Annotated in this window: 23 protein-coding genes; 6 read left to right on the forward strand and 17 right to left on the reverse strand. The window is 69.2% G+C overall.

What is annotated here, in order from left to right; all coding sequences use genetic code 11:
- Positions 1-20: 20 nt before the first annotated feature.
- Entirely contained in the window at positions 21-2,153 is a 2,133-nt protein-coding gene (locus WJ16_RS14675; protein ID WP_069257669.1) for a 3-hydroxyacyl-CoA dehydrogenase NAD-binding domain-containing protein, read from the reverse strand.
- 260 nt (positions 2,154-2,413) lie between these two features.
- Between WJ16_RS14675 and WJ16_RS14680 the strand changes: the two genes are divergently transcribed.
- Both WJ16_RS14680 and ggt read left to right on the forward strand, forming a co-directional pair.
- A complete protein-coding gene (locus WJ16_RS14680; protein WP_069257670.1) occupies positions 2,414-3,370 on the forward strand; it encodes a LysR family transcriptional regulator in 957 nt (318 codons plus the stop codon).
- A gap of 77 nt (positions 3,371-3,447) precedes the next feature.
- Positions 3,448-5,325, forward strand: coding sequence for a gamma-glutamyltransferase (ggt, locus tag WJ16_RS14685; protein WP_069257671.1), 1,878 nt, complete (start codon positions 3,448-3,450; stop codon positions 5,323-5,325).
- 52 nt (positions 5,326-5,377) lie between these two features.
- On the opposite strand, the gene WJ16_RS14690 is transcribed toward ggt, so the two are convergent.
- From WJ16_RS14690 to WJ16_RS14715, 6 genes are all read right to left on the reverse strand, one after another.
- Complete coding sequence (locus tag WJ16_RS14690; protein WP_069257672.1) at positions 5,378-6,343, reverse strand: ABC transporter permease subunit; 966 nt, start codon at positions 6,341-6,343, stop codon at positions 5,378-5,380.
- The gene (locus WJ16_RS14695; RefSeq protein WP_069257673.1) at positions 6,343-7,140 is read right to left on the reverse strand and encodes a taurine ABC transporter ATP-binding protein; all 798 of its coding nucleotides are present in this window, start codon (positions 7,138-7,140) and stop codon (positions 6,343-6,345) included. Before WJ16_RS14695 ends, WJ16_RS14690 begins: the two co-directional genes overlap by 1 nt.
- Positions 7,141-7,168: 28 nt before the next feature.
- Positions 7,169-8,185, reverse strand: a complete 1,017-nt coding sequence (tauA, locus tag WJ16_RS14700; protein WP_069257674.1) for a taurine ABC transporter substrate-binding protein — start codon at positions 8,183-8,185, stop codon at positions 7,169-7,171.
- A gap of 252 nt (positions 8,186-8,437) precedes the next feature.
- Positions 8,438-9,430: a lipoyl synthase gene (gene lipA / locus WJ16_RS14705; RefSeq protein ID WP_069257675.1), complete on the reverse strand. Its 993-nt coding sequence runs from the start codon at positions 9,428-9,430 to the stop codon at positions 8,438-8,440.
- On the reverse strand, positions 9,423-10,181 hold the full coding sequence (gene lipB / locus WJ16_RS14710; RefSeq protein WP_069257676.1) for a lipoyl(octanoyl) transferase LipB: 759 nt from the start codon (positions 10,179-10,181) through the stop codon (positions 9,423-9,425). Before lipB ends, lipA begins: the two co-directional genes overlap by 8 nt.
- Positions 10,182-10,265: 84 nt before the next feature.
- Complete coding sequence (locus tag WJ16_RS14715) at positions 10,266-10,592, reverse strand: DUF2917 domain-containing protein (protein ID WP_069258080.1); 327 nt, start codon at positions 10,590-10,592, stop codon at positions 10,266-10,268.
- A gap of 102 nt (positions 10,593-10,694) precedes the next feature.
- Here WJ16_RS14715 and WJ16_RS14720 point away from each other — a divergent pair, with 102 nt between their 5' ends.
- Positions 10,695-11,681, forward strand: a complete 987-nt coding sequence (locus WJ16_RS14720; RefSeq protein WP_069257677.1) for a transcriptional regulator GcvA — start codon at positions 10,695-10,697, stop codon at positions 11,679-11,681.
- On the opposite strand, the gene WJ16_RS14725 is transcribed toward WJ16_RS14720, so the two are convergent.
- From WJ16_RS14725 to WJ16_RS14770, 10 genes are all read right to left on the reverse strand, one after another.
- On the reverse strand, positions 11,665-11,973 hold the full coding sequence (locus tag WJ16_RS14725; protein ID WP_057928637.1) for an HP0495 family protein: 309 nt from the start codon (positions 11,971-11,973) through the stop codon (positions 11,665-11,667). The two genes, WJ16_RS14720 and WJ16_RS14725, sit on opposite strands and share 17 nt — an antisense overlap.
- The gene (locus WJ16_RS14730) at positions 11,973-12,899 is read right to left on the reverse strand and encodes a D-amino acid aminotransferase (protein ID WP_069257678.1); all 927 of its coding nucleotides are present in this window, start codon (positions 12,897-12,899) and stop codon (positions 11,973-11,975) included. The genes WJ16_RS14725 and WJ16_RS14730 overlap by 1 nt, the downstream gene beginning before the upstream one ends.
- 48 nt (positions 12,900-12,947) lie before the next feature.
- Positions 12,948-14,261, reverse strand: coding sequence for a D-alanyl-D-alanine carboxypeptidase family protein (locus WJ16_RS14735; protein ID WP_069257679.1), 1,314 nt, complete (start codon positions 14,259-14,261; stop codon positions 12,948-12,950).
- Positions 14,262-14,752: 491 nt separating this feature from the next.
- Positions 14,753-15,397 carry an alpha/beta hydrolase gene (locus WJ16_RS14740; RefSeq protein ID WP_021157030.1) on the reverse strand — a complete coding sequence of 215 codons (645 nt, stop codon included), beginning with the start codon at positions 15,395-15,397 and terminating at the stop codon, positions 14,753-14,755.
- A gap of 13 nt (positions 15,398-15,410) precedes the next feature.
- Entirely contained in the window at positions 15,411-15,728 is a 318-nt protein-coding gene (locus tag WJ16_RS14745; protein ID WP_006485233.1) for a (2Fe-2S) ferredoxin domain-containing protein, read from the reverse strand.
- 151 nt (positions 15,729-15,879) lie between these two features.
- Positions 15,880-17,031, reverse strand: coding sequence for a VanZ family protein (locus tag WJ16_RS14750; protein WP_069257680.1), 1,152 nt, complete (start codon positions 17,029-17,031; stop codon positions 15,880-15,882).
- 19 nt (positions 17,032-17,050) lie between these two features.
- Positions 17,051-17,689 carry an ABC-type transport auxiliary lipoprotein family protein gene (locus WJ16_RS14755; protein ID WP_418219854.1) on the reverse strand — a complete coding sequence of 213 codons (639 nt, stop codon included), beginning with the start codon at positions 17,687-17,689 and terminating at the stop codon, positions 17,051-17,053.
- Positions 17,690-17,760: 71 nt separating this feature from the next.
- Entirely contained in the window at positions 17,761-18,690 is a 930-nt protein-coding gene (locus tag WJ16_RS14760) for an MlaD family protein (protein ID WP_069257681.1), read from the reverse strand.
- 24 nt (positions 18,691-18,714) lie between these two features.
- Positions 18,715-19,605 carry an ABC transporter ATP-binding protein gene (locus WJ16_RS14765; RefSeq protein ID WP_069257682.1) on the reverse strand — a complete coding sequence of 297 codons (891 nt, stop codon included), beginning with the start codon at positions 19,603-19,605 and terminating at the stop codon, positions 18,715-18,717.
- Entirely contained in the window at positions 19,602-20,726 is a 1,125-nt protein-coding gene (locus tag WJ16_RS14770) for an MlaE family ABC transporter permease (RefSeq protein WP_069257683.1), read from the reverse strand. The genes WJ16_RS14765 and WJ16_RS14770 overlap by 4 nt, the downstream gene beginning before the upstream one ends.
- 304 nt (positions 20,727-21,030) lie before the next feature.
- On the opposite strand from WJ16_RS14770, the gene WJ16_RS14775 reads away from it, so the two are divergent.
- The 3 genes from WJ16_RS14775 (at position 21,031) to WJ16_RS14785 (ending at position 24,727) form a co-directional block, all read left to right on the forward strand.
- A complete protein-coding gene (locus WJ16_RS14775; protein WP_069257684.1) occupies positions 21,031-23,100 on the forward strand; it encodes a bifunctional 2',3'-cyclic-nucleotide 2'-phosphodiesterase/3'-nucleotidase in 2,070 nt (689 codons plus the stop codon).
- An 8-nt stretch (positions 23,101-23,108) separates the two neighbouring features.
- The gene (locus WJ16_RS14780; protein WP_069258082.1) at positions 23,109-23,954 is read left to right on the forward strand and encodes a tetratricopeptide repeat protein; all 846 of its coding nucleotides are present in this window, start codon (positions 23,109-23,111) and stop codon (positions 23,952-23,954) included.
- Positions 23,955-24,181: 227 nt separating this feature from the next.
- Positions 24,182-24,727, forward strand: a complete 546-nt coding sequence (locus WJ16_RS14785) for a hypothetical protein (protein WP_069257685.1) — start codon at positions 24,182-24,184, stop codon at positions 24,725-24,727.
- Positions 24,728-24,827: the final 100 nt, after the last annotated feature.

Below are 24,827 nucleotides of genomic sequence, written 5' to 3' on the forward strand. Positions count from 1 at the left end.
GTGGCGAATGCGGTGGGCAGTCAGTCGATGCGGTTCAGGCTCGCGAAATCCGCGCCGCGCGCGACGAGGTCGACGAGCAGCGGCGACGGCTTCCAGAACAGCGGGCCTTCCTTCGCGAAGGCGCGGATGTCGGCGAGTACGTTCGCGAGGCCGACCGTATCCGCGTAATGCATCGGGCCGCCGCGATAGCGCGGGAAGCCGTAGCCGTACAGGAACACCGCATCGACGTCGAGCGGGCGCAGCGCGATCTTCTCGTGCACGACGTTCGCGCCTTCGTTGATCATCGCGGCGAGGTAGCGGCGCAGGATCTCGTCGTCGCTGAACGTGCGCGGCGTGATGCCCTTCTTCGCGCGCTCTTCCGCGACGATCGCTTCGACTTCCGGGTCCGGCGTGCCGACGCGCGCGCCGTCCGGATACAAGTAGTAGCCGCGCGCCGTCTTCTGGCCGAACCAGCCGCGCTCGCACAGCCGGTCGGAAATCTCCACGTAGCGCGCACGCGGGTCGCGCGTCGCCGCGCGGCGCTTGCGGGTCGCCCAGCCGATGTCGCCGCCCGCGAGGTCGACGACCTGGAACGGCCCCATCGGGAAGCCGAATTCGCGCACCGCGCGATCGATCTGGTACGGCGACGCGCCGTCTTCCATCAGGTAGTCGGCCGCGGTGCGGTAGACCGCGAGGATCCGGTTGCCGATGAAGCCGTCGCACACGCCGGCGCGCACCGGCGTCTTCTTCAACTGCTTCGCGAGCGCGAACGCGGTTGCGACGACGTCGGCGTCGACGCGCGCCGGCACGACGATCTCGAGCAGCTTCATCACGTTGGCCGGCGAGAAGAAATGCAGGCCGATCACATCGGCCGGCCGGTCGATGCTCGCGGCGAGTGCGTCAATGTCGAGATACGACGTATTGGTCGCGAGCACCGCGCCCGGTTTGCACACGCGTGCCAGTTCGGCGAACACGGCCTGCTTCACCGCCATGTCCTCGAACACCGCCTCGATCACGACGTCGGCCTGCGCGAGCGCATCGTACGACGTGCTGCCCTTGAAGCGCGCGAGCCGCGCCGCGTGCGCGGCCGGCGTCATCCGCCCTTTCGCGACGAGGCCGTCGTACACCTTTTCGACATGTGCGCGGCCGCGCGCGAGCGATGCTTCGTCGCGTTCGATCATCGTCACCGGCAGCCCGGCATCGAGCGCCGCGACCGCGATGCCGGCGCCCATCGTGCCGCCGCCGACCACGCCGATCCGCTCGACCGGACGTGCGCTCGCGCGCCGCGCCTCGGGCGCCTTCGCAGCTTCGCGCTCGGCGAAGAACGCATGCACGAGGCCCGCGCGCTGCGGGCTGTCGATGCACTGCAGGAACAGGCTGCGTTCGAGCTTCATTCCCGCGTCGAACGACTGCGTGAGCGCGGCCTCGACCGCGTCGACGATCTTCGCGGGCGAGAACAGCCCGCGCGATTTCTTCGGCAGCTCCACGCGCGCCGCATCGATCGCGGCCTGCGCGGCCGCGCGGTCGGCGAGTCCCTGCGCATCGCGCGTGCGGCGCACCGGCGCGCCGAGCGACACCAGTTCCTGCGCGTAGGCGAGGCCTTCGGCGAGCGTATCGTCGCTGTGCGCGATGCGGTCGACGAGGCCGAGCGCGAGCGCTTCCTCGGCGCTCGCGTGGCGGCCCGTCAGCATCAGGTCGAGCGCGGCCTTCGCACCGATCAGGCGCGGCGCGCGCTGCGTGCCGCCCGCGCCGGGCAGCAGGCCCAGCGTCACTTCGGGCAGCCCGAGCTTCGCGCCGGGCACCGCGAGCCGATAATGCGCGGCCAGTGCGACTTCGAGGCCGCCGCCGAGCGTCGCGCCGTGCAGCGCGACCACGACCGGCTTCGCGCTCGACTCGATGTGCTCGCACACGTCGGGCAGCGACGGCGGCACGATCGGCTTGCCGAATTCGCGAATGTCCGCGCCCGCGATGAAGTTGCGGCCGGCGCCGACGATCAGCACCGCGCGGATCGCGTCGTCGGCCCGCGCGGCGTCGAGCGCGTCGGCGAGGCCGCGCCGGACGTCGGCGGACAGCGCGTTGACGGGCGGATGGTCGATCGTGACGACGAGCACCTTGTCGCGCCGCTCGCGCGTGACGGTGCCGGTGGAGCTGGCGGGGGAAGCGGGTGAGTTCATCGTGTCTCCTTGACGCGGCGGCCGGTGCGTCGACGCCGCCGCGTGGCTCGCTGCCACGGGCGCGGCGCCGGGGCACCGGCCCCGGTCCCGCGGATGCGGGACAAGATCCGGCCGTACGCCGGGCATGTGCTGATTCTCGATTGATCGAGATTCATTGACAATTCCCTCCCGCTTTTACAAGCTGTCAAGTCCGACTTGACACTGAAGGTGTCCGACCGCCATCGAGATTCATGAGCGGGACGGATCAGGAGACGCAACGCATGGACCTGAACGCGCTGACGCTGCTCGTCGAAATCCTCGATGCCGGCAATCTCAGCAAGGCCGCACAGCGGCTCAAGATGAGCCGCGCGAACGTGAGTTACAGGCTGAACCAGCTCGAGCGCTCGATCGGCCAGCAGCTCGTGCGCCGCACGACGCGGCGCATCGAGCCGACCGAGATCGGGCTGAAGCTGTACGAGCACGGCCGGCGCATCCGCAACGAACTGCTCGCCGCGCAGGAATCGGTGACGACGCTCGGCCAGGACCTGCAGGGCCGCGTGCGGCTGTCGGTGCCGAGCGGCTACGGGCAGATGGTGATGTCCGACTGGCTGCTCGCGTTCAAGCGGCTGCATCCGGGCATCGTGCTCGACGTCGTGTTCGAGAACCGCGTGGAAGACCTGATGCGCGACGAGATCGACATCGCGGTGCGCGTGATGCCGGAGCCGCCGCAGAACCTCGTCGCGCGCGACATGGGCGCGGTGCGCTACGTCGCGTGCGCGTCGGCCGCGTTCGCGGCCGAGCACGGGATGCCGGCGAGCCTCGACGCGTTGTCGGCGTCCCCGGTCGTCACCGCGACGGTGGTGGGCCGGCAGCTCAGGATCGCCGCGTATCTCGGCGACGAGCGCCACGAAGTGCTGCTCGAGCCCACGCTGATTTCGGAGAACTTCCTGTTCCTGCGGCAAGCGATCCTCGGCGGGATCGGCGTCGGCATCGTGCCCGACTACGTGATGCAGGACGACATCCGGCGCGGCACGGTCGTCACGTCGCTCGACGCATACCGGCTCAGCATCTTCGGCACGCACATGTACATGCTCTACATGCCGAACCGGCACCACACGCGCGCGACGTCCACGTTCATAGAGTTCATCCTCGAACAAGCCGGAAAGACCGGCCGGGGCGGGCCCGGCGCGCTGCGTCAGGGTTTCCTGTCGGGTGACAAGCCGCCGGCTGCGCGGTGACAATAGCGCGCCGGGGCGGGCAGCCGCGTTGCACCGGCACCGTCGCCTCCTTCGAATTCACTGCTGCCGAGGGTTCAATGTTCGACCGGATTCGTCCGCATTCGCGCTCCTGGACGCTGCTCGCCGCCGTCGCGCTCGTCGCGTTCAACGCCGGCTGCACGTCCCCGTCCACGCCGCCGTCGGGCGCAGTGGTGCCCGTCGCCGCCGCATCGGGCGCCGCCGTGCCGCTGCCCGGCTTCCACGCGCCCGAGCTGTCGTCCGGCTGGACCGACAAGCCGGGCTGGACCGCGCAGCACTTCATGATCGCGGCCGCGAACCCGCTTGCGACGCAGGCCGGCTACGAGATGCTGAAGGCCGGCGGCACCGCGATCGACGCGGCGATCGCCACGCAGATGGTGCTCGCGCTCGTCGAGCCGCAATCGTCGGGAATCGGCGGCGGCGCATTCATGCTGTATTTCGACGGCAAGACCACGCAGGCGTACGACGGCCGCGAAACCGCGCCGGCCGCCGCGACCGACCGGCTGTTCTACGGCCCGACCGGCCAGCCGATGAGCTTATACGAAGGTGTCGTCGGCGGGCGCTCGGTCGGCACGCCGGGCGTGCTGCGCATGCTCGACGCCGCGCACCGCGCGCACGGCAAGCTGCCGTGGCGGCGGCTGTTCCAGCCGGCGATCCGGCTCGCCGAGCACGGCTTCACGATCAGCCCGCGGCTCGCGACGCTGATCGCGAACGACCGATACCTGAAGAACGACCCGGCCGCGCGTGCGTACTTCTACAACGCGGACGGCACGCCGAAAGCGGCCGGCACCGTGCTGAAGAACCCCGCGCTCGCGACCGTGCTGCGCCAGGTCGCCGACCGCGGCGCGAACGCGTTCTACAGCGGCGCGATCGCGCGCGACATCGTCACGAAGGTGCGCAAGCACCCGACCAACCCGGGCCTGCTGTCGCTGCAGGATCTCGCGCGCTACAAGGCGAAGGTGCGTGCGCCGCTGTGCGCCGATTACCGGCGCTCGGTCGTGTGCGGGATGCCGCCGCCGTCGTCGGGCGGCCTCGCGATCGCGCAGATGCTCGGCATCCTCGAGGCGATGCCCGACTGGCAGCAGATCGGCGCGCAGAAGCCGGTGCGCAACGACGTCGGCTACGAGCCGACGCCGTTCGCCGCGCATCTGTTCAGCGAAGCCGGACGCCTCGCGTATGCGGACCGCGCGCGCTACGTTGCCGATCCCGATTTCGTGCCGCTGCCGGGTGGGAACTGGGCGAGCCTCACCGACAAGACCTATCTCGCGCAGCGCGCGCACCTGATCGGCGACAACAGCATGGGCGTCGCGCAGGCCGGCACGCCGCAGGGCGCGACGCTCGCGCTGGCCGACGACCGCAGCCCCGAGTTGCCGTCGACGTCCGACATAGCGATCGTCGACCGCTACGGGCAGGCGCTGTCGATGACGACCAGCATCGAGGACGCGTTCGGCTCGCGGCTGATGGTGCGCGGCTTCATGCTGAACAACCAGCTCACCGATTTCTCGTTCGTGTCGAACGACAACGGCCGGCCGGTCGCGAACCGCGTGCAGCCGGGCAAGCGGCCGCGCTCGGCGATGTCGCCGGAACTCGTGTTCGACAAGAAGACGAAGCAGGTGACGATGATCGTCGGCTCGGCCGGCGGCCCCGCGATCATCAATCACGTCGCGAAGACGCTGGTCGGCGTGCTCGACTGGGGGATGACGATGCAGCAGGCGATCGCGCTGCCGAATTTCGGCTCGATGAACGGGCCGACGCAGCTGGAGCGCGGCCGCGTGTCGGACGCGCTCGCCGACGGGCTGAAGGGCCGCGGGCACGACGTGCAGGTCGTCGAGATGAACTCGGGGCTGCAGGGCATCCAGCGGCTGAACGTGCAGGGGCAGACGGTGTGGTTCGGTGGGGCGGACCCGCGGCGGGAAGGAGTGGCGATGGGGGAATGACGGTGGCAGGCCGGGGCGGCGCGTAAACGTCGCCCGTATCGCCTGGGTTCCGTCACCCCCGCCCCTTCCACGGCACTACCCGCCGCTCGACCCACCGCATCGCGAGATCGAACAGCCACGCGATCGCGCCGATGATCAGGATTCCCATCACGACGATATCCGTGCGCAGGAAGCTCGATGCGTTGAGCACCATCTGCCCGAGCCCGGCCGTCGCGGCGACCATCTCGGCCGCCACCAGCGTCGTCCAGCCGAAGCCGATCGCGATCCGCAGCCCGGTGAGGATCTCCGGCAGCGCGGCCGGCAGCACGACGTGCCGCACGATCTGCGCGAAGCTGCCGCCGAGCGAATACGCGGCGTTGATCTGCTCGACCGTCGCCGCGCGCACCCCGGCGCGGGCGGCCATCGCGATCGGCGCGAAGCACGCGAGAAAGATCACGACGAGCTTCGCCGTTTCGTCGATGCCGAACCAGATCACGACGAGCGGCAGATACGCGAGCGGCGGCAACGGCCGGTAGAACTCCAGCAGCGGATCGAGCACGCCGCGCGCGACGCGGCTCACGCCCATCAGGATGCCGGCCGGCACGCCGATCGCCGTCGCGAGCGCGAACGCGCCGAACACGCGCGCCGCACTCCACAGCAGGTGCTCGGACAGCGGCAGCCCGCCCTGGATGCGGCCGTGCCACGCATCGACGAATGCCGTCCACACCGCTTCCGGTGCGGGCAGGAACAGCGGCGGCAGCCACTGGCGATGGGTGGCGACCCACCACAGCACGGCCAGCGCCGCGACCGTCGCCGTGCTCAAGGCCGCCGTCTTCCCCTCCCCCGGCAACCGGTAGCGATGTGACGGGCGCGCCGCATGCGCCGCGTGGCGCCGCTGCGTCGCGCGATCGTCCTGCCCGAACCCCGCAGCCGCGCGATCAGCTGCCCACGAATCCTGCGTGCTCATGTCGTCCTGCCTGTGCAAAGAACTGATCCGGCCATGCCCGACGGACACGCCCTGCCGCACCCATTCGCGCATCACGCGGGCACCTCGGCCGCCTCGTCGCGATGCAGGTACGCAATCAACCGCTCGCGCCACGCGATGAAATCCGGCGACGACTTCACCGCGCGCGCATCGCGCGATTCGACGTAGCGGCGCGCGAACGGCAGTTCGAAGGTTTCCGCGATCCGGCCGGGGCCGGGCGTCATCACGACCAGACGCGTCGCGAGGAACAGCGCCTCCTCGACATCGTGCGTGATGAAGAACACCGTCTTGCCGGTGCGCGCCCACACGTCGAGCACGAGCGCCTGCATCGTGCCGCGCGTCAGCGCGTCGAGCGCGCCCATCGGCTCGTCCATCAGCAGCACGCGCGGATCGCTCGCGAGCGCGCGCGCGATGCCGACACGCTGCTGCATCCCGCCCGACAGCGCGTACACGCGCGCATGCGCATGACCTTCGAGCCCGACCAGCGCGAGCATCTCCCGCGCCCGTGCTTCGCGCTCGGCCTTCGACACGCGCGCGAAGCGCAGCCCGAGCGCGACGTTGTCGAGCACGTCGAGCCACGGCAGCAGCGCGTACTTCTGGAACACGACGCCGCGGTCGGCGCCCGGGCCCGTGACCGGCACGCCGTCGACGCGCACGTCGCCGGTGGTCGGCGCGACGAAGCCGGCCATGCAGTTCAGCAGCGTCGTCTTCCCGCACCCGGACGCGCCGAGCGCGACGACGAATTCGCCGGCATCGATGCGCAGGTCGACGCGCGCGAGCGCCTGCGTGGTCGGCCTGCCGCGCTCGCCCGGATAGGCAACCGAAACCTGACGGACTTCCAGCGTACTCATGCTCAGGACTCCGCGATGCTCGCCGCGCTCAGCGCGCGGCCTTCTGCACGAACTGCGGATCGACGCCGGCCGAGTAGTCGGCGAGCACCGTCTGGATCGTGCCTTGCGATTTGAGGAACGTGGCGGTCGCCGCGAGCGATTTCGCGGCGCCCGATTGCGCACCGCCACCGAGCCACGTCGGCGACGCCTGCTCGGCCGCCGTCGGGAACGCGTAGAGCGCGAGGCTCGCGGGCACGTCCTGCGCGTTCGCGCCCGACACCTTCGCGACCGCCGCGACCTGCGGCGAGCCGACCTTCCACGCCGCCGCATGCGCGCGGTAGTCGGCATCGGCGGCTGCGAGCACCCTCACGAAACGCGTGACGAACTCGGGGTTCTCGCGCGCGAACTTGCGGCTCACGACGAAACCGTCGAAGGTCGCCTTGCCGCTCGCTTTCGCGACCTGGCCGGACGTCGTCAGCACGGTGCCCGACTGCTTGACCTTCGCGAGCACCGGGTCCCAGATATAGGTCGCATCGATGTCGCCGCGCGCCCAGGCGGCCGCGACTTCGGGCGGGCGCAGGTTGACGATCTTCACGTCGTTCGGATTGACGCCCGCCGCCTGCAGCGCGACCAGCGTATGGAAATGCGACGTCGACACGAACGGCACGCCGATCTTCCTGCCCTTCAGCGCCGCGACGCTCGTGACGCCCGAGCCGTTGCGCGCGACGAGCGCCTCGGCGTCGTTGATGTTGTCGAGCACCCAGAACAGCGAGATGTCGAGCCCCTGCGACAGCCCGGCCGCGATCGGGCTCGAACCGGCTTCGCCGAGCTGGACGGAACCCGACGCGAGCGCGCGGATCACGTCGGCGCCGCTGTCGAGCTTGCGGAACGTGACCTTGTAGCCGGTCGCCTTTTCGACTTCACCGCTCGCCTGCGCGTAGCGCCACGGCACGACCATGTCCTGGTACGCGATCACGACTTCGCGCGATTCGGCGTGTGCCGCGCCGAGCGCGGCCAAGGCGGTCAGCGCGACGACGGCGCGGCGGACGAAGCTGAAACGGGACATGCGGCTCTCCTTCGGAATGCGGGCATTGCTGCGGGAGAGCCGACTATAGGAGCTTTGCGCGCGGCGGGAGCGAACTTATCGTGCGAAGCTATCGATGCCGTTTCAGCTTTGCTTTTCACGTTCGACCGGATCGCGCGTCCGGTCGGATGGCGATTGTCGTGCGGCGGCGTGGATGGCCGCCGCACCAACGAAAAAGCCCGCATCGCTGCGGGCTTTTTCGGGTTCGTCCGACGACGAACGAAGCAACGGCGCTCAGACCACGCCGGCCCCGTGCGCCTGCAGATCGGCGTGATAGCTCGAACGCACCATCGCGCCGACGGCCGCGTGCGTGAAGCCCATCTTGTACGCCTCTTCCTCGTACATCCTGAACGTATCCGGATGCACGTACGCACGCACCGGCAGGTGGTGCTCGGACGGCTGCAGGTACTGGCCGATCGTCAGCATGTCGACGTCGTGCGCGCGCAGGTCGCGCATCACCTGCAGGATTTCCTCTTCGGTCTCGCCGAGGCCGACCATCAGGCCAGACTTCGTCGCGACGTCCGGATGCAGCGCCTTGAAGTCCTTCAGGAGCTTCAGCGAGTGCGCGTAGTCCGAACCCGGGCGCGCTTCCTTGTACAGACGCGGCACCGTTTCGAGGTTGTGGTTCATCACGTCCGGCGGCGCGGCGTTCAGGATCGAGATCGCGCGGTCGAGACGGCCGCGGAAGTCCGGCGTCAGGATCTCGATGCGCGTGTCCGGCGACTGCTCGCGCACTTCGCGGATGCACTCGACGAAATGGGCGGCACCGCCGTCGCGCAGGTCGTCGCGGTCGACGCTCGTGATCACCACGTACTTGAGCTTCAGCGCGGCGATCGTGCGTGCGAGGTTCTTCGGTTCATCCGCATCGAGCGGATCGGGACGGCCGTGGCCGACGTCGCAGAACGGGCAGCGGCGCGTGCACTTGTCGCCCATGATCATGAACGTCGCGGTGCCCTTGCCGAAGCATTCGCCGATGTTCGGGCAACTCGCTTCCTCGCACACCGTATGCAGGTTGTGCTCGCGCAGGATCGTCTTGATCTCGTTGAAGCGCGAGCTGCCGGTGGCCGCCTTCACGCGGATCCACTCGGGCTTCTTCAGCTTCTCGATCGGAATGACCTTGATCGGGATGCGCGCCGTCTTCGCCTGCGCCTTCTGCTTGGCGGTCGGATCGTAGGCAGCGGTGGCGGCCGAATCGGCCGGTGCGGGGGAAGCGGTAACGTCAGTCATTCGAATGTTGTTCCAGTGCGTGCGGCTTGTCGGCGGCTGCGGATGCGCCGTCGAGGTTGGCGATCAGACGGCGCACCAGCGTGCGGGCGACGTCGTTCCAGTCGGCGGCAACCTCGAGGCTCGCCATGTCGACGGTTTCCAGTCCGGCATAGCCGCACGGGTTGATCGCAAGAAACGGGCGCAGATCCATCTTCACGTTCAGGCTCAGCCCGTGATAGCTGCAGCCGTTGCGGATCTTCAGGCCGAGGGCCGCGATTTTCGCGCCCTCGTGCACGCCGGATGCCACGTAGATGCCGGGCGCGCCCGCCTTGCGGACCGAAGCGAGATTATACGCCGCGAGGGTTTCGATCACGGCCTCCTCGATCTTCGTCACGAGCGTGCGCACCATCAGCTTGCGCCGGCGCAGGTCCAGCAGCAGGTACGCGACGATCTGGCCGGGGCCGTGGTAAGTGATTTGCCCGCCGCGGTCGACCTTCACGAGCGGCACGCCGCTGTCGGCCACCAGCAGGTGGGCCGGGTCGCCGGCCTGGCCGAGCGTGTAGACGGGCGGGTGCTCGACCAGCCAGATCTCGTCGCCGGTGTCGGCCGTGCGCGTGTCGGTGAACGCGCGCATTGCGTCGAAGCTCGTCTCGTAGGTCTCGACGCCCCGCCACCGCACGGTGACCGGCGGGGCCGGCTGATCCGGAGACCCGGCGGGCGATGCGGAAACGGCGACAGGCGTGGACACGATGGAAACCGGCGAAACGGACATGGGCGGTAGTTTACCGAAAACCCGTGGGTCTCGCCGGCCTGGGGACGGGGACGGATCGCCGGTATCCGTCGGAGGAAATGACGGTCAGACGGTGCGCCATCCGTCATGGAGCAGCGCGGACAGCCGTTCGCGCAGCCGTGCCAGCCCGCCGAGCGCGACTTCCCGCGGCGGCCGCGACACGGAGAATGCCACGCACGTGCCCTCACGGCCTTCCGCGCTGAGCCACAGCCGCTCGCCGCGGCGCAGCTTCAGCGTTTCACCGTCGACCAGGAAGTAATCGTTGACGTCGTTGCTGCGCGTCGCCCACACCGGCCCGCGCTGCACCACCAGCCGCGTGCTGCGTTGCACCTTCATCGGCACGGTTTCGCCCGCGGGGATTTCGAACGTGATGCTTGAAGAAATTTCTTGCATGATCGACTCCGCCAATAAATGCTTCGATGGCTACAATCGTAGTCATTTCAAGGCGTCCGACAAAACGACCAATTTTCACGTCGATGTGAGGAAAATTAGCAAATGGACCTCCGCCAGCTCCCTGCGCTGAACGCGATTCGCGCGTTCGAAGCCGCCGCCCGTCACGAGAATTTCTCGCGCGCCGCCGACGAGCTGTACGTCACGCACGGCGCGGTCAGCCACCAGGTGCGCGCGCTCGAGGAGGAGCTCGGCGTGCAGCTGTTCACGCGCAACGGCAAGCGGCTGTGCCTGACCGATGCCGGCATGCGCTACGCGCAGCAGATCCGCACCGCGCTGATGGTGATCGCCGACGCGACCCGCGACGTGCGCGCGAGCGATCGCGACCGGCGGCTGGTGGTGTCGATGCTGTCGTCGTTCGCCGCGCGCTTCATCACGCCGCGCATCGGCACGTTCATCGAGCGGCATCCGGAAATCGACGTCGAACTGCAGTCGACCAACTCGCTCACCGATTTCGCGCGCGACGACGTCGATCTCGCGATCCGCTTCGGGAACGGCAACTATCCGGGGCTGCATGTCGAGCCGCTGTTCGACGAGGTGTTCTTTCCGGCCTGCGCGCCGACGCTGAACGGCGGCAAGCTGCCGCAAACGCCCGCCGATCTCGCGCACTACACCCTGCTGCGCTCGGACGACGAACTGTGGCGGCCGTGGTTCGACGCGGCCGGACTCAACACGCTGACGGAGCCGAAACGGGGGATTCTGTACCAGGATTCGTCGAACCTGCTGCTGGCCGCGATCGACGGCCAGGGCATCGCGCTGGTGCGCCGCTCGCTCGCGGTGCACGACCTGCTCGACGGACGCATCGTGCGCCTGTTCGACATCGACGGGCCGAGCCCGTGGCACTATTTTTTCGTGTGTCCGCCGCCGCTCCTGAACGCTCCGCGCGTGCAGGCGTTCAGAGCCTGGCTGCTTCAGGAAGTGGCCGAATACAAACGGCTGTGCGACGAGCTGGACGCGCGGCGCGCGGCGGGGAAGACCCCCGCCGAGTGCGCGCAGGAAGGAGGATGGCGGGCGCTCAGAGCACGACCTTGACCATCGGATGGCCGGTCAGTGCGCGGTAGATGTCGTCGAGCTGTTGCTGGCTCGTCGCCCGCACGGTGATCGTGAGGCCCGTGTAATTGCCGCCGCTCGATGCACGTTCCTCGATCTTCTCGACGTCGATCTCGTTGTCGTGAACGGCGACGACCTTGAAGATCGTGTCCTTGAACTCGGGGTGCGCCTTGCCCATGATCTTGATCGGGAAATCGCACGGAAACTCCAGCAGCGACTCCTTCCGGGTATCGATCGCGCCGGTCACCTCGATGGTTTTGGTCGGTTCGCTCATCATTTTCTCCGGGTTAGGTCAAACTGTTCAAACTCGCGCGCCTTCGCGCGCTGGTACGCGTCGTACAACGCCGCGAATACGGGGCCCGGCTTGCCGCCCTGCACGGGCAGATCGTCGAGCGACGTGACGGGCAGAATTTCCTTCGTGGCCGACGTGATCATGATTTCGTCCGCCGAACGCAACTCGACTTCGCTGATCTCGCGCGCGACGAACCGGATGCCGCACGCCTCGGCCAGCTCCTCGACGAGGGCGTAGCGGATCCCCTCGAGGATCTTGTTGCTGCGCGGCGGCGCGAGCAGCTCGCCGTTCTTCGCGATCCACACGTTCGACGACGAGCCTTCCGTCAGGTTGCCGTCGCGCAACTGCAGCGTCTCGAACGCATCGCGTTCGGCCGCATGCTGCGCCATCAGCACGTTGCCGAGCAGCGAAATCGACTTGATGTCGCAATGCAGCCAGCGGCGATCTTCCGCCGTCACGCAACGCACGCCCTTCGCGCGCTCGTCGGCGGACGGCAGGCGCAACGGGCTCGTCATCGCGAACACCGTCGGCACCGCGTGCGCCGGGAACGCGTGGCCGCGCTTCGCGACGCCGCGCGTCACCTGCAGGTAGACGAGCGCATTGCCGTCGCCGAGCCCTTCGGCGTTCGCCGCGACGACGCGCTCGATCAGCGCGCGCCAGCCGGCCGCGTCGTGCGGGTTGTCGATGCCGATCTTCTTCAGGCTGCGCGCGAGCCGCTCCAGGTGCTGCTCGATCCGGAACGGCACGTGCGCGCCGTCGTGCGCATAAACGGGCACGACTTCATACACGCCGTCGCCGAAGATGAACCCACGGTCGAGCACCGGCACCCGGGCTTCCGACAGCGGCACCAGTTCCTCCTGCGACGACACGCTGAGGTAGACGATCGGTTCGAATTCGGCTTGGCTCATGGTTATGACAGATGGGGATGAAGTCGTGAAAAGAAAGGCCCGTCGTGCTTACTTCTTCTTGCTGAACATCAGCAGGATCGAGTCCCAGATACGCCCGAAGATACCCGCTTCCGGCACGGCCTGCAGCGCGACGACCGGGAATTCGGACAGCGTCTTGCCGTCGGCGACGATCTTCACGGTACCGACCTGCTGGCCTTCCGCGAGCGGCGCGATCAGCGGCGCGTTGACGTCGACCTCGGTCTTGACCTTGTCGCCGAGGCCGCGCGGCACGGTCGCCCACTGGTCGCTCTTCACGCCGACCTGCACGGTGTTGTCCTTGCCCTTGTAGATGCGCGGCGTCGAGATCGCCTGGCCGCCCTTGAACAGGCGCACCGAATCGAACGCGCTGTAGCCGTAGTTCAGCATCTTCATGCTGTCCTGCGTACGCTCGCTTTCCTTCTGCTCGCCCATCATCACCGACACGAGGCGGCGCTGGCCGTCCACGCCCGGAATCGCGCGCTTCGCCGATGCGATCAGGCAGTAGCCGGCAGCCTGCGTATGGCCGGTCTTCAGGCCGTCGACCGTCGGGTCGAGCCACAGCAGACGGTTGCGGTTGCCCTGGCGGATGTTGTTGTACTTGAATTCCTTCTCCGAGAAGATGCTGTAGTACTGCGGAAAATCGCGGATCAGGTGCGCGGACAGCTTCGCGAGGTCGCCGGCCGTCGTGTAGTGGTTCGGGTCGGGCATGCCGTTCACGTCGGCGAAGTGCGTGCCCTTCATGCCGAGGCGCTGCGCCTCGTCGTTCATCATCGTGACGAACTGCCCTTCGCTGCCGCCGACGAGTTCGGCCAGCGCGATCGCGGCGTCGTTGCCCGACTGGATGATCATCCCGTACACGAGGTCGTGCACCGACACCGGCTTGTTCGCCTCGATGAACATGCGCGACTCGTCGCGGCCGACACGGCGCACCGCGTCGCTCGGCGTGACGATCTGCTCCATCGAGATCTTCTTCTTGTCGAGCGCCTCGAACACGAGGTACGCGGTCATCAGCTTCGTCAGCGACGCCGGCTCGACGCGTTCATCGGCATTGCCCGACGCGAGCACCGTGTTGCTGGTCGCATCGACGAGCACCCACGAGCGCGCATTCACGCCCGGCGGCGGCACCGCGCCCGGCATGTAGGTCGCGGGCGCGCCGGTGAACTGTTCGGCGGCGGCCGGCGCTGCATGCGCGGCCTTTGCCTTGGCGGCCGGCTTCGCCTCGGCGACGACGATCGTCGATGCGAGCGCGACGGGCAGCATCACGCCGAGCGCGACGTTGCGCGCGGCGGTGCCGAAGGCGATGGAGGAAGCGAGGGACTTGAGGCCTTGGGAAGACAGACGCATGATCGATTCAGGCTGATGGCAGAAAGTGCGGTGCGAAACGCGCAGGGTTGAACGGCAAGGCGGCGGGCGTTTCGGGCACTCGCCCGACTTCGTCGGGCGACGCGAAACGCGCCGGTTGGACTCGTGCGGGCGCGTTCGGTTCGCGGCCGTCGCGAGCGGGCGGACAGGCGGCGAACCGAGCGCCGCATGGGCCCAGCCGGGCCGCGGGCGACGCGGATTGCGGCCATTATACGTGGCCGCGCCTGGCGTTTTCGCGAACCTCGCGCCGGAGAGCCGCACATCGGCATCGCGCGCAGGGTGCCGGCAAGCCGCACGTCATCGCACGCGAAGGTGCGCGAAAGGCTTGTGCAGCCGAGGTGGAAGTGGGGGGCGCCGCACGCTGCGGCGCGATGTCGCGCGGGCGACGTGTGCTTTCGGCGCATGCCGGAAGGGCGGCGTGCGGGCGACGCAACGCGCGGGCCGCGGGCGCCCTGCCGGCACCCGCGCGCCGGCTAGCGCCACGCGTCGACGATGATGCGCTTGAGCACATGCAGCTTGCGATGCAGGAAATGCTCGGCGCCGGGGATCACGACGACCGGCAGCTCCTGCGGCCGCGCCCAGTCGTACACGGAAGCGATCGGCACCGTGTCGTCGGTTTCGCCGTGGATCACGAGCGTGTTCTCGGGCACGTCGGCCACTTGCCAGCGGCTCGCGGCCGTGCCGACGAACACCATCCGCTCGATCGTCTCGCCCGCGTCGCGCAACCGCTTCGCGACGTGCGACAGCACGAACGTGCCGAACGAGAAGCCCGCGAGCACGAGCGGCAGGTCCGCATACGCGGGCTGCGCGCGCATGTGCGCGAGCACCGCGAGCAGGTCGTCGGCCTCGCCGGTGCCGTTGTCGTGCACGCCCTCGGTCGCGCCGACACCGCGGAAGTTCGACCGGAACACGACGTAGTTCAGTTGCACGAGCGTGCGCGCCAGCGTCTGCGCGACCTTGTTGTCCATCGTGCCGCCGAACAGCGGATGCGGATGCGCGACGAGCGCGATGCCGCGCGGCGCCGCGCCGCCTTCGCGCACGGCGTCGGGCAGGTCGACCGCGATTTCGATCTGCCCGACCGGGCCCGCGATCAGCGATTTCTGCGTGTGAACGTTCATTCGGCCGGCCCGCTCAGATCTTCAGGCGGTCGACGACCTTGCCGTCGCGCAGATGCGATTCGACGATCTCGTCGATGTCGGCCTGGTCGACGTACGTGTACCACGTGCCTTCCGGATACACGACCATCACCGGCCCTTCCTCGCAGCGATCGAGGCAGCCGGCCTTGTTGATGCGAACCTTGCCCGGCCCCGCGAGGCCGAGCTCCTTCACGCGCTTTTTCGCGTATTCCTGCATGGTCTGCGCGTCGCATTGCGCGCAGCTTGGGCGTTCGGCGCCCGGGTCGCGCTGGTTCAGGCAGAAGAAGACGTGGTGCTGGTAGTAGGAATCCATGATGACGAGCGGCCCGGCGCGAGACCGTGCGGAAAGAGGGGCGATGGATTGCCGTTGCGCTGGGCGGCAACGGAGGATGCGGACGATTATAGCGAGCGGCGCACGCGGCTGCCCGCGATACGGCCGCCGCCGCGGCGCCCAAGCTGCCGTGTCAGCGCCGCCGAGCGACCGGCAGCCATGCGTGCTCGACGCGCTGGCCGAGCCAGATCAGCGCCGCGTAGGGCCAGATCCACGCGAGCCAGCGCGCGAGGCTGTTGAAATGCACGTAGCGGCCCTGCCGCCAGCCCGACAGCGTGAAGTCGAAGAACGGATTGACGGGCAGCAGGTTCACGAGCGCCACGCCGGCCAGCAGCGCGAGCGCCGCGAGCATCGCGCGCCAGGTCGCCGGCACGCGCAGCGCGACGAGCGCGGCCGCGAAGCCGAGCTCGATGCCGAGCCGCGCGCCGGGCGTCGCCCACACGACCACGAGGCCGGTGGCCGACTGCATGAACGTCGCCCCCGCCTTCAGCACGAGCGTCGCGACGACGAGCGCGATCAGGAGCCGGACCCGCGGCGCGCGCGGCCGCATCGCGAGCGACGCGATCGTCAGCGCGGCGAACAGCATCAGCCCGCCGAGGGCGGCCTCCCACCCGGAATCGGACAGCCAGCCGTCGACGCGCTCGGGCCATTCGCCCGCCTGCCACGCAGCCGGCAGCCACGCGAGCAGCGCTTCCTGCATCGACGCGTCGGCACGCTCCCACAACGCGGCCGGCCAGTCGCCGATGCCGAACAGGAACGGCGACGGAAACAGGATCGCGAACGGCCACAGCCCGGCGAGCAGCAGCGCGGTGGCGCCGTCGTCCTCGAACCACGCGAAGCGCAGCCGGCGCAGCGCCCCGCGATCGAGCAGCGCACCGGTGGCCGGCGCGGCGAGCGCCGCGCCCAGCAGTGCGCCGAGCGCATTGGCGCCGAGATCGAGATTCGACGCGACACGCGTCGGCAGGTACGTCTGCAGCGCTTCCATCGTGCCCGACAGCAGCACGCCGAGCCCGGCCGCGATCAGCGTCGCGGCCACGCCGCGCCGGCGCGGGTGCAGCGCGAGCACGGCGAGCGCGCCGAACGGCAGATAGCCGAGCACGTTCGTGACCACGTCGAACGCGGTCACGTAGCGCTGCATCGGCGCGAACAGGTAGTCGAACGGCCCGATGCCGAGCGACATCCAGCCGTGGAACGGATACAGCGACGCGTAGACGATGAGCGCCGCGTAAGCGGCACAGGCCTGCCGCGCGAGCGGCGATGCGCGAGGCGTGCCGGTCGCGCTCATCGCGGCTGCGCGGCACGCGTCACGGCGTGCCCGCGTATGCCTGCATGCCGGCCCACGCGGCGATCTGCGACACCAGCTCGTCGCTCGCCGCCGCGAGGGCACGGGCGCCGCCCGCCGCGTCGGGCGTGCTCGACGGCGCCCGCGCGACGAACGTGCGCTGGCCGAGCACCTTGCCGTCCTGCGTCAGCGTCGCGCGCGCGGTGACGGCGCCGTGGCTCTGCGACTCGCCGTCGAACACCTGTTCGAATTCGCTCAGGTCGACCTTGAGCGTCGGCGCGCGCACGCCGTCGGAGCCGTCGAGCACCGCGCCGCGCGACGACAGCGCGCCGCGCAGCCGCTGCGTGAGCAGTTGCGCGGGCGGCGCGGTCCAGCGGCTGTCGCGATAGACGGCCACGTGCTGCGCATCCGCGTACGCGAGGCGGTACGCGAACTTGTCGGAATCGAGCGCCTCGGGCGCAGCGACGTCGAGCACCTTCAGCGCGGGGCCCGAACCGGCCGTCACCACCGACGACGTGGGCCCGAGGTCGTAGCGGACGTTCGACAGCACCGCGCTGTTGCCGGCGCAGCCGGCCGCCAGCGCAAGCGTCAGCACGGCAACTGCGGACGCCGCCGGACGCACCGCGCGGTCAAGGATTCGTGGCATGGCGTGTTCCTGCATGATGTTTGCGGTTTCGATTGACGTCATGGCCGGCCGCTTCCGGCCGGACGATCGATGGCTGCTGCCGTGTGTCACTTCCCGGCCGTCGCACCCGGCCAGACGAAGCCCGCTTCGCCGGGCCCCGGCGCCGCGCCGGGCGAACCGAACAACAGACTGCGCGGATTGCGGCCGAGTTCACCGGCCACGTCCTTCAATTGCCGCGACGCGTCGCCGACGCTGTCGGCCAGCGCGTTGAAGCGCGGCAGCGTGTCGTACTGCACGCGCGCGTTGAGCGCGTTCAGCGTGACGCCGACCTGCTCGGCGGCCGTGCCGGCCTTGTTCAGATTCGACACGAGCGGCCCGTTCGGCTGCATCAGCGTGTTCGCCGACGCCATCGCGCGATTCACCTCGTGCATCGTTTCCGGCAGCGCGGTGACCGCCGGCCCGAGCTGCTTCGTCAGCGTCGCGGCGCCGTCGGCCGCGTGCTGCAGGCTTTCGGCGGTCGCGCGCAACTGCTCGCGCATCTCGGGCGACATCAGCGCGTTCGCGCTCTTCGCCGCCAGTTCGAGCTGCCGCAGCAGCACGTCGCCGCGCTCCTGGATCTGGTCGAACAGGCTCGGGCGCATCGGAATCTGCGCGATCGCCTTTGCCGACGACGGCAGCGGCGCCAGGTCGCGGCCCGTGTCCTCGAGCTGCACGAACGCGATGCCCGTCACGCCCTGGAAGCCGAGACTGCCGTAGGTCGACTGCGTGATCGGCGCGTCGTGGTCGACGAGAATGCGGATCCGGATCTGGCCCGGATGCGCGCGGTCGAAGCCGATCGACTGCACCTTGCCGACGTCGAGGCCGCGAAAGCGCACGGCCGCATCGGGAAACAGCCCCGTCACATTGGTGCGCGCGAGCAGGTCGTACGGCACGCGCACGGTGCGGTCGACGTTGAACCAGAACACGGTGCCCGCGATCGCGAGCGTCAGCGCGATCGTGAACAGGCCGGCCCAGAACGCATGTGATTTGTTTTCCATCAGAGGGTTCCTTGTCCTTGCCTGTTACAGCTCGACGCTCGACAGCGTCGGTTCGAGGGCCGCCTTCGGCAGCTTCGCGCGCCGCTCGGGCGGCAGCGCCTGCAATGCGCGACGCCCGCGCAGCCCCAGGAAATATTCGTGGATGAACGGATGGTCGACGTTCGCGGCTTCCTCGACGGGCGCCGCGACCAGCACCTTGCGGTCGGCCAGCACCGCGACGCGCGTCGACAGCGCGACCATCGTGTCGAGGTCGTGCGTCACCATCACGACGGTCAGCCCGAGCGTGCGGTGCAGCGTCGCGATCAGCTCGACGAATTCGTCCGACGCCTGCGGATCGAGGCCGGCCGTCGGCTCGTCGAGGAACAGCAGCTCGGGCTCGAGCGCGATCGCGCGCGCGATGCCGACCCGCTTCACCATCCCGCCCGACAGCGCGGCCGGCATCTTCGACGCGTGCTTGCACGGCAGCCCGACCATCTCGAGCTTCAGCATCACGATGTCGTGCAGCAGATCCGGCGGCACGCGGCCGAGCTCGCGCAGCGGCTGCGCGACGTTGTCGAACACCGTCATCGACGAGAACAGCGCGCCCTGCTGGAACAGCATCCCCGAGCGCGTGCGCATCAGCCGCGCGGTGGCGTCGTCGATCGTCGAGGTATCGTCGCCGAACACCTTGATCGTGCCCGAGGTCGGCCGTTCCAGCCCGAGGATCTGCCGCACGAGCGTGGTCTTGCCGGAGCCCGAGCCGCCGACGATCGACACGATCTCGCCGCGCCGCACGTCGAAGTCGAGCTTCTGGTGAATGATGTTGCGCCCGTAGCGCTTGGTCAGGTTGCGCACCTCGATCACGAGGTCGTCGGTATCGGCCGGCCGGGCGCCGACGGCCGCGGCATGCGCGGTCGTTTCGTTCGAAGCGTTCATCCGAGCCCCACGTTCTGGAACAGGATCGCGAACACCGCGTCGGCGAGGATCACGACCGTGATCGACGTGACGACCGACGTGGTCGTGCCTTCGCCGAGGCTTTGCGAGTTCGCCTTGATCCGGAAGCCGAAATGGCAGGCGACCAGCGCGATCAGCATGCCGAACACGACGCCCTTGCCGACGCCGATGTACAGGTTCGCGATCGGCACGACGCCCGGCAGCGAGCGCACGAAATAGTTGACGTCGATCCCGAGCACCAGCTTCGCGGCGAGCGCGCCGCCCGTCAGCGCGATGATGTTGGTCCACATCACGAGCAGCGGCATCGCGACGCCGAGTGCGAGCACGCGCGGCAGGATCAGCCGCAGCCCGTGCGGAATGCCCATCACGCGCATCGCGTCGAGCTCCTCGGTCACGCGCATCACGCCGATCTGCGCGGTGATCGCCGAGCCCGAGCGGCCCGCGACGAGAATCGCCGACAGCACCGGGCCGAGCTCGCGGATCACCGACAGCCCGAGGATGTTCACGATGTAGCGGTTCGCGCCGAACATCTGCAGCTGCTGCGCGGACAGGTAGCTGAGCACGATGCCGATCAGGAACGCGACGAGCGCGGTGATCGGCAGCGCCTGCGCGCCGGCGCTGTAGATGTTCGCCGAGGTTTCCTTCCACGGCATCGTCCGCGGGCGGCGCAGCACCGACAGCGCATCGAGGATCACGAGACCGAACAGCGCGATGCCGCCCTGCAGGTGTTCGCCGAACCGGAAGATCGCCTGGCCGAGCCGCGTGACGGGATCGACGCGCACCACGCGCTCGGGCGCCTCGCGCTGGCTGTCGAGCCGCTCGATACGCTCGAAGATCGTGCGCTGCGTGGCGCTCAGCGCGACGCCTGCCGGCAGCTTGCGGCCCCACACGCGCCACAGCGCCTGGCCGCCGACGTGGTCGAGCCGCTCGATGCCGGACAGATCCCATTCGCTCACGCGGGCAGACGCGACGCTCGCGACACGGCGCGCGACCGCGCCGCGATTGCGCGCGAGCGCGATGGCGGTCCACTGGCCGTACAGGCGCACCGTCTGGCCCTGGCCGCCGGCGTCGACCGACAGGCCGGGAGGAGTCTCGAAGTCCACGGGCAGGTTGTTTGCAAAAAGGTGACAGCGGCCATTGTAGCGAACCGCCCGCCCACGCGACGTGAGGATTTCCGCGGGGCGCCGGGCCGGGGTCGCACGGCCGTGACGCCGGGCCGGCGCGCCCGCCCCGGCTTCGCCCGAAACCCGCCGCCCCGTTGCCCGTTGCCGGTTTCGCCGCCTTTCATTCTTCCGTCACGTTTCCTTTCGATACTCTCACGCGCCGCACATCAGGCCGTCGGCGCCCCGCGCCGCCATTCGTCGCGACCTCGCATTTCAATAAACAGAACACCGAACAGGACAACCGATGCGTTTCCCGCTGCTTTCCCGCCGTCGCGTGCCGGCCCTCGCCGCGCTCGCCAGCCTCGCCTTCATCCTCGCCGCGTGCGGCGGCGACGACGTCACGTCGCCGCCGGTGACGCCGCCGGCGGCCCAGGCCCCGGTCGGCACGACGGCCACGCTCGCGCTGCTCGAGACGACCGACCTGCACACCAACGTGCTGTCGTACGACTACTTCAAGCTCGCCGCCGACAATTCGCTCGGCTTCGAGCGCGTGTCGACGCTGATCGCGCAGGCGCGCGCGCAGTACCCGAACACGCTGCTGCTCGACAACGGCGACACGATCCAGGGCACCGCGCTGTCGGACTACCAGGCGCTCGTGAAGCCGGTCGGCTGCGACCAGACGCTCGCGATCTACAAGGTGATGAACGCCGCGAAATTCGACGGCGGCGGGATCGGCAACCATGAATTCAACTACGGGCTGCCGTACCTGTCGCAGGTGACCGGCAACACGTTCGAGGTCGACGGCCTGCCGGCGCCGGCCCAGCAGAAGAAGTGCGCGGGCCCGAACTTCCCGCAGGTGCTCGCGAACGTGATCAGCGCGAAGACCAACGCGCCGCTGTTCACGCCGTACACGATCCTCACGCGCACCGTGACGGCGACGACGCCGGACGGCAAGACGGTCAGCGCGCCCGTGAAGATCGGCATCATCGGCTTCACGCCGCCCGCGATCATGAACTGGGACAAGCGCTGGCTCGACGGCAAGGTCTACACGACCGGCCTGAAGGAAGCCGCGGAGAAATACATTCCCGAAATGCGCGCGAAGGGCGCCGATCTCGTCGTCGCGATCTCGCACGGCGGCCTCGACAATTCCGCGTATTCGCCGACGATGGAGAACGGCAGCTGGTGGCTGTCGAAGGTGCCCGGCATCGACGCGATGCTGATCGGCCACTCGCACCAGGTGTTCCCGGACGCGAACAGCACCGTGTCGCAGTTCAACCTGCCGGGCGTCGACAAGGTCAAGGGCATCGTCAACGGCGTGCCGACCGTGATGGCCAACTACTGGGGCAAGCACCTCGGCGTGATCAAGCTCGGCCTGAAGTTCGACGGCAAGACGTGGAGCGTCGACAAGTCGCAGACGACCGTCGAGGCGCGGCCGATCCAGAACGCCGACAAGAGCTACGTCGCCGCCGATCCTTCCGTGTCCGCCGCGATCGCCGCCGAGCACCAGGCGACGATCGACTACGTGAAGACGCCGATCGGCTCGACCGACTACCGGATGAACTCGTACTTCGCGGATGTCGGCGATCCGGGCGCGATCCAGATCGTCAACGAAGCGCAGGCCGACTACGTGAAGACCTACATGCAGGCGAACCTGCCGCAATACGCGTCGCTGCCGGTGCTGTCGGTCAGCGCGCCGTTCAAGAGCGGCTTCGGCGGCGGCACCGACTACACCGACGTCGCGCCGGGCGCGCTCGCGATCAACAACGCGGCCGACCTGTACCTGTACCCGAACACCGTGTACGCGGTGAAGGTGAGCGGCGCCGACGTGAAGAACTGGCTCGAGACGGCCGCGAAGCGCTTCAACCGGATCGACCCGACCAAGGCGACCGTGCAGCCGCTCGTCAGCACGTTCCCCGGCTACAACTTCGACATGTTCACGTCGGCCGATCTCGCGTATGAAATCGACGTCACGCAGCCGGTGGGCAGCCGCATCAGGAACCTGACGTACAAGGGCGCGGCGATCGATCCGAACGCGCAGTTCATCGTCGCGACCAACAATTACCGGGCGAGCGGCGGCGGCAACTTCCCGGGGCTCGACGGCAGCAAGACGATCTTCGCGTCGCCCGATGCGAACCGCGACGTGCTGATCGCATTCATCAAGAAGCGCGGGGCGATCACGCGCGCGGCCGACGGCGCGCAGCGCAGCTGGCGCTTCACGAAGCTCGCGAGCTCGGTCGCGCACGTGCAGTTCGCGTCCGCGCCGAACCGCCTCGGCGACGCGGCGGCGGCCGGCCTGACCGGCATCACGCAGGTCGCGGCCGACGACGGCTCGGGCAAGAACCTCGCCACCTACGAAATCGACCTCACGCAATGAAACACGCGATGCAACCGATCCGGACGATGCGGCCGGCCGAAAGCGGCGCCGCCGCTGCCGCGCGGCGCCTGCTGCGCGCAAAACTCCCGCCGGCCGCGCTGCTTGCGGCGGCGGCCGTGACGGTCGCGGCCGTCGTCGCGGCGGCAGGCCTGCGCGGCGCCGGCCCCGCGCCGAGCGCCGCGCAGCTCGACGAGTGGCAGGCGATGGTCACGCAGGCGACCGAGCCGCATGCGCTCGCGCAATTGCGCACGCTCGCGCGCCGCGGCTCGGGCGCCGCGCAGGCGGCGCTCGGCATCGCGCTCGTCGATGCCCGCGAACCGGGGCTGCGCGACGAGGGGCGCGGCTGGCTGGAAACGGCCGCGACGGCGGACAGCCAGGCCGACGCGCCGGCCGCCCGGCGTGCGCAGCTCGCGCTCGGCAAGGCGTTGCTGCTCGGCAGCAGCGACATGCCGAAGGACTATGCACGCGCCCGTACGCTGCTCGGCGAAGCGGCCGCGCAGGGCGACCCGGCCGCCGCGTATTACCTCGGGCTGATCTATCGCAGCGGCTATGGCATCGCCGCCGATCCGATGCAGGCCGCGCACTGGTTCGAGATCGCGTCGCGCGCGGACATTCCGGCCGCGGACTTCATGCTCGCGAACGCGTACCGCGAAGGCAGCGGCGTGCCGCGCGACGAGGCGCGCGCGCTGGCGCTGTATCGCCGCGCCGCCGAGCACGAGCTGCCGGAAGCCGTACAGACGCTCGCGATGGCCTATCGCAACGGCGAACTCGGGCTCAAGCCCGACGCGGACGAATTCCACGCGCAGTGGATCGAGACCGCGCATGCGTTGAAGCATCCGGTCGTCGCGCCGTAACAGGTCTCCCGCACGCACGAGCACGCGGCGCGGACCGGCATCACACCGGCTGCATGACGCGCATGCCCCGACGCCGCGCGCATCGATCACCCGGCAACGGAATCGATCGCGGGGCGCGAGCGTGCGCCGGCACCATTGCTGCCTTCCGGCCGCTCCCCGTCGAGCGTTCGACTCGCGGCAATGCATTACCATGCAGCCTCACAATAAAACCTGAGAGAACTGCAACCATGTCCCATCGCCTTTCCAAGCTGGGTGCCACGGCCGTCGGCGCCGTCGCCATTGCCATTGCCGCCACTCCGCTTGCCGCACTCGCTGCGCCGCCCGCCCAACCCGACATCTTCGACGCCGCGCTTTGCAAGCCGCCGTTCACGTCGGACCTGATGGACTCGATCTACAACACCGCCAAGGCGGCCGATCCGAAACCGGACGAGTCGATGCTGGGCGCCGCGGTCTATCGCCTGCCGGAGCCAATCCACCGCGACGGCTTCACGACGCAGCACGTTGTGTTCGTCAGTACCGGGATCGGCGTGCTCGTGGACGGCGAGGTCGCCGACCAGCTCGCGAAACGCTACCAGCTCACTCTCGAGAAGGGCCACCTGCTGGGCGCATCGTCCGTCGGCTATTCGCGCCGGCTGACGGTCCGTGGCCCGGGCGGTGCGCTGATCCTCGTGTCGGCCCGCCAAGGCCCGGCGCTGAAGGGCAAGACGCTGCTGGCCTGCGAAATGACGTCCGAGGAGGACATCAAGGCGCTGGAGCGGATGGAAAGGCACTGAGCCGCGCGACGGCGCGCCGCCCGCCGTTCGCTTGCAGGCGGCAGCGCGCCGCCCTGCATATCGCACGCGTCGCCCAGAGCGCCCCCCCGCCCCCTGTCGC

It is taken from the genome of Burkholderia metallica (assembly GCF_001718555.1).
Lineage (GTDB): Bacteria > Pseudomonadota > Gammaproteobacteria > Burkholderiales > Burkholderiaceae > Burkholderia > Burkholderia metallica.